The following is a 205-nucleotide window of genomic DNA, read 5'->3' on the forward strand; positions in this document are numbered from 1 at the left end:
AACGGAAGCGGTGTCGGGCTTGGCTTCGGGCGCGGTGTCGGTGATGAGCACGACCAGGTCGTCAGACTTGACCTGGTTGGCCGCATCGGTGACGGTGACGGTGAACTTGTCGGTGACGGAGTCGTCGCCGGCGGTGTGGTTCTTCGAGGTACCGTCCTGCTGGTAGCTATAGGTGATCTTGCCGGTGGCCGGGTCGTAGCCAGTC

General features: G+C 63.4%; 1 protein-coding gene. It reads right to left on the reverse strand.

Annotation, left to right across the window (positions count from 1 at the left end; genetic code table 11):
* Window positions 1-205: VCBS domain-containing protein (locus tag AC1RHV_RS31120; RefSeq protein WP_492302730.1), on the reverse strand; the 205-nt coding region annotated here is incomplete at both ends.

This window comes from Achromobacter sp. GW823-FHT04E03 (assembly GCF_058796095.1).